Origin of the sequence: Pseudomonas sp. AOB-7, assembly GCF_003696305.1 — a bacterium.
GTDB lineage: Bacteria > Pseudomonadota > Gammaproteobacteria > Pseudomonadales > Pseudomonadaceae > Aquipseudomonas.
The window spans coordinates 1-5012 of the sequence record NZ_RFFK01000030.1 but is presented as its reverse complement, the minus strand read 5'-3'; the positions used below and the strand labels follow the sequence as shown (position 1 = coordinate 5012).

2 protein-coding genes and 1 pseudogene are annotated in these 5012 nt (G+C 57.7%); all 3 read right to left on the bottom strand.

What is annotated here, in order from left to right; genetic code table 11:
• Nucleotides 1-77: 77 nt before the first annotated feature.
• Entirely contained in the window at nt 78-1334 is a 1257-nt protein-coding gene (locus tag EA796_RS23525) for a hypothetical protein (protein ID WP_256679248.1), read from the bottom strand.
• Nucleotides 1331-4540: a toxin VasX gene (locus EA796_RS22735; RefSeq protein WP_147459080.1), complete on the bottom strand. Its 3210-nt coding sequence runs from the start codon at nt 4538-4540 to the stop codon at nt 1331-1333. Before EA796_RS22735 ends, EA796_RS23525 begins: the two co-directional genes overlap by 4 nt.
• A gap of 145 nt (nt 4541-4685) precedes the next feature.
• Nucleotides 4686-5012 (bottom strand): annotated as a pseudogene (locus EA796_RS23595) (type VI secretion system tip protein VgrG); the annotation flags it as partial.

Genomic DNA, 5012 nt, shown 5'->3' with positions numbered 1-5012 from the left:
GGTCACTTACAGCCATGCAAGTTCCTTGAGCAAGCGGTTGGCGGTGAGCGCCAGGGCACCGAGCTTTTCCGGTAACTTCACCCCCGATGAATATTGTCGTAATCGTCGCCCTTGGGCGTGGCCTGGATGCCCTTGGCTTCCTGCTGGCGGTAGTAGGTTTCGATACTCAGGCTGGGGTCAATCTTGGCTTGGAGGATGCAGGGTTGCTCTTGCCACTTGTACTCACGGTTGCGCTTTATCATCTCCGCACGGCCACGGCGCTCCCAGACCCTATAAGGCATATCGCGCCAGCGACGCGGGTCGCACTTGCTCTGTCGGTCGTGCTCGGCAGTGGTGGGGTCGAGGTGGCGGAACTGTTCGAGGATCGGCAGTTCGGGCAAGGGCTGGGTTACATCCATATAGCGTTGCAACGTATCCCAGAAGGCCAGGGCTTCTTCGAGGTTCATGCCCAGGGACTGGATTTTGCCACCAAGAAATACCTCGACCGAGGTGTAGCGGTGATGCAGCCAGATGGCGAAACCGCTGTTGCCATGGGGGCCAGGGCGGAACTCCAGGGTGGCGTCGAACTCGTAGAACGGGGCGCTAAAGGGCTTTTGGAAGCGTCGGCCGATGGTCAGCATGCCGGTCTGGCGGTTAAAGCCGCTGCCATCGTGGGCGAATACGCGCAGGTAGAGGTCTTGCAAGTAATCCCAGCCGATCAGGCCCATAAAGACGCTAAAGGCCATGCCGGCGCAGAGCCAGAACAGGTCGACTCCGTAGGGAGAGGTTTGAAAGGTTATTAACGAAGCAATTATAGCGACGGCAAAGCCTATTCCGGCGTGAACTAAGTAGTCCTTATATCGAGGATTATCTTTTCCCCATATAAGCCAAGCACTTAATCCCATCATCGCCATAGAGAAAAAAACTAACAATATATCGGCCGCCATTCCGATGCTGGCGCCGAAAGTTTGATCTATCCATTTAATTCTATTAGCCAGCGCCCCCCCGAGGCTAAGCATCCAAAAACCCCAAGGAATGAAAAATAAAGATGAATACTTCAAATATGGAATCAAAATCATCCATTTGTTGGTGTTATCGAAATTCCAGCGCTTTTGGTTGATATATAGATCATCTTCTTTTTTTTCATCTAGGTAGCCACGCATGCCGGGCTGCAACTGTGCATCCACATCCTGCCACGGCTCCAGATTGGCATAGTGCCCCCAGCGCAATTGCGTACGAGTCGGGCTGGCACGATCGGCATCTTGCGACCACTTATGCGGTGGTTGAGCTGGAATGGCATTGCTGCGGTAAGCAGAATTGGCATAGGACGCTGTCGGTGCAACAGAAGCATTCATATTTTGGCAAAGTCCCTTTGGGTGATTAGCCAATAGGCCACATCGTCGGCATTGTCCCTGTCTGTGGGCATCTGCGCTGCAAATGCTTGCCAGTTACGCGGCTTTGGCTGGGGGAGCGTGATGCGGTTATAGCCTGGGAAGGGATCGCCTGCGTGGCAAATGGTTTCGCCCAGCTGGAACTGCCCGTAGACCTTGAGGCTGTATTCGATCGCTTGCCGATAGCGCAGCGGGTCACCTGCCGTGGGCACGTCAAACTGGGCAGGCAGTACAAAGAGCAAGCGATTGCCGGTGAGTACCAGGGCACCGAGCTTTTCCTTGGGGATCGGCTGATAACGGTAGGTCCAGCCTGAGGTGTGGCCGCGAGTGCGTAGCACTTCCTTGGCTATCAGGCGAAAGTCGAGGCCATTGCGGAACTGGCCCAGCAGCGGGGTGCTTACCTCGACTACCCAGTCTTGCGGGGCCAGGTAAACGCGCGCTTCGTTTTGTGCGGCTAGCAGGCGGGCCTTGTCCGCCGCGCCGGCCTTGCTCTGCCATAACTGCAGGCGCTCGATCTGCACGCGGGGTTCACCTAGAGCTCCCAGCAATTGCTGATAGGCCTGCAAGGGGTCGTTCATCTGCGGCAGGCGCTGCTTGGTGCCGAAGGGGCCGTGCTTGATCGCTTGTTCTACCGCGCCATCGGCCAGTAGCACGGTTCCAATAACCCCGGCCACCAGCAAGCCAACGCCCAGGCCAAGCAGCCAGGGGCTGGCCAGCAGGCCAATGGTATAGAGCGCCCAGATACCCGAGCCGCTGGCAGCGATCATATTGGCCACAGCGACATCGTCGTCGCCGTCACGCAGAGCACGACCTGCGTCCCAGGCAAATAGGATAGCTGTTACCCCCATTGCAGCAGCGGAGCCGACACGCGACGCACTTAGCCAGGTGCTACCGGTACGCTTTAGCAGGTTGTCGGCCCAGAAACCGGATGTCTGGAAACGGCCTCGCTCCCAAAACACATGCCAAGGATTACCAGTACGCTTGGCATCATTCAGTAATTTGAGAGCAACGTTATTGGTGGCAAGCCCAAGATCTGCTAACGCTCCTCCTACACCTACATAGAAGCGCGCTTTTTCGCCGTTATTCCGCAAAGACTTAGCGCCTTCTGTATTCGCATACAAACTAAACCCCGCACACACCGTCGCCAGTATGGGCAGTGTCTTACTATTGGCGAGGGTTTTGGCAGTGCTCAGGTGAGCGGCGCTGGTGCGCCATTGTTTGTAGTCGGCCACCAGTGGGTCGTTGGCCTCGGCGGCCACAACCATCACCTGGCCCAGGTCTTTGCGGGCAAAGTTCAAGCGCTCGGCCAGCTTGCCGCTGCTGGTGGCGAGTACCTGACCATTCTTCTTCTCCAGGCTGGCATAGAGGTAGTTATCACGGGTCAGGGTCGCACGCTCGGCGGCGGTGATACCAAAGCTGAAGCCATCGCCATGCACGCCCAGCACCACCATATTCTTGGCCAGGGCTTCGCCTTGCGGCAGGAGTTTCAGCCCTTTGACCTGGCTATGCAGTTTTTTCAGCACATCGAAGGTGGGGGCGAAGCTGCGGTGCAGTTGCACCTGAGTAACGCTATTGCTTTCGCTGATACGTTTGACCGCGAGCGCGCTGGCGGTGGCCACATGGTTGAGCAATTCGTCCAGAGCTGAAGCCAGGTTTTGCCCGGCATAGGCGGTGTTAAGAAAACTCAGTGCGCTTAGGCCCAAGCGCTCAGGCTTGACGGCAAGGCCGCCTGCCGCCAGTGCCTGCAGGCGCTTGGCGGTTTCTGGTAATTCCCCCTGAGCATCGGCCAGCAAACCTTTGGTCAATGCATGGGTGGCCTCGATCAGTTGGCGGCTGAGTTTGTCCACGGCAGCGCTGACTTTCAGGTCTTGCGCTTCGATGCAGCGCGGGTCGCAGCCTTTGGGTGAGCGGTTAAGCACTTCCAGCAGTTCGGCTAGCTGGGCATAGGGTTCCAGCAGGCGTTCATCACGGCTGTGGAGAAAGTCGTTCCATACCGCAGGCAACCGTTCGACCAGCTTGAGCATGCGTTCCTGTTGGCGATAGAGCTGTTCGCGGGCTTGCTCGCGCTCGCTGTGCAGGGTGGCTTTCTTCAGCGCCGCTATGTCGATATGGCTTTTGAATTCCTGCAGTGGGCCGCCCGCAGGCATGGCCTCTTGGTAAAGCACCTCGGCATAACGGCCAAAGGGTTGGTGCGCAACCAATGCATTGAGGGTTTGCAACAGCTCAGCACATAGCCTCGACTGAGCAACTGCATGGCGCAGGGCAAAAATGGGGTCGTCGAGCATTACCCCGACCAATTGCGGATGGCCGCGCAACTGGTATTCGGAGAGCAAGTCTTTATTGGCGGGGAGTGCCGGCAGTGGCTCGGGTGGAGCGCTGTTGATAAAGCCGGCCAGTTCCTTTTGTCGGTGCTCAAGCTGCTTGACCAACGATGTTGCGGGTAATTCAGTGAGGCCGGCATTGAATAGCAGAGGGTCTTCCAGCAGGGTTTCAAGGTGCAGCTCACGGGCGCACATGCCTTTGCTAATGCGGGTGATCTGAATAATTGGCATCGCTTGCGTGGCTTTCCATTGCTCTGGGCCTACCACGGCGGCAGCCCAAGCCGGCGCAATGTTCTGGCAGCGTTGCTTGACCCGCGCAGAGCTGGCTTCCAGCCACTCGATGTATTCCCAGGTCCAGGGCAGTTCGCTGTAGGCCATGGCAAGCTGGTCGCCGACAAAACGGCCTTGTAACAACATGGGTACAAGAATCAGATGCTGCTTGGCACCAACAGGCTTACGCTCATCTGCCTTGCCGCCACTCTTTGCAGTTTTGCGCCAGTGCGCGACATCCACCTCGAAAAGCTGACCTTTGCCGTCACTTTCCAGCTCACGCCACAGTTTGTCCTGGCGAAAAACGTAAAGACGACCGGGGCGAAGTACCCCACCTTTAGGTGCCTCATCGTATTTTTCATAACCCGGTAGACGCGCCATGGGCACCACAGAAAGAAAGGTATTTTGCTGGATGTTCTCTTCTTCTTCGTGGCTGCGCATATCTGTTTCAACAACGATTTGCAGCATTCCACCATCGCTACGCTCGATATTCAGCCCAAGCCTCGCGCGGCGGGCGTTGTCATAATCCGTGCGCTTGCGCGTGCCTTGGTTGATGGGCTGATCCTTTAGCTCGCTCATGCGTCACCTTCCGGGTTAAGCAGTTCAACTTGCCCGCCTTGCTCCGGGTCGCCCCAGACGTCCACGATCAACTGTTGCGGCCCCTTGACCCCTTTTTCTGTTGGGGCTGGTAACGGGTTCAGATTGGCAGTGCCGGTTTTCTCGCCTACTGGCGCGGTATCTGCGGGTTTGGGCAATGTCGGGGCGATGGACGCCGCCCCCGAGCCGCTGCCCGGTGCGCCTNATCTGCGGGTTTGGGCAATGTCGGGGCGATGGACGCCGCCCCCGAGCCGCTGCCCGGTGCGCCTCCGGAGTTGATCTTGATCACCGGGCCGACCAGGGTGATGCCGCCGCCGTCGAGTTTGATAAAGCTGCCGCCGCCCTTGAGGGTCAGTTCGCTGCCTGCCTCCAACACCACCTTGAGGCCGCTGGATAGATGGATCTCGCTGCCGGCCTGGATAAATTGGCCGTTGCCCAGCTTGATGTGCTGGCT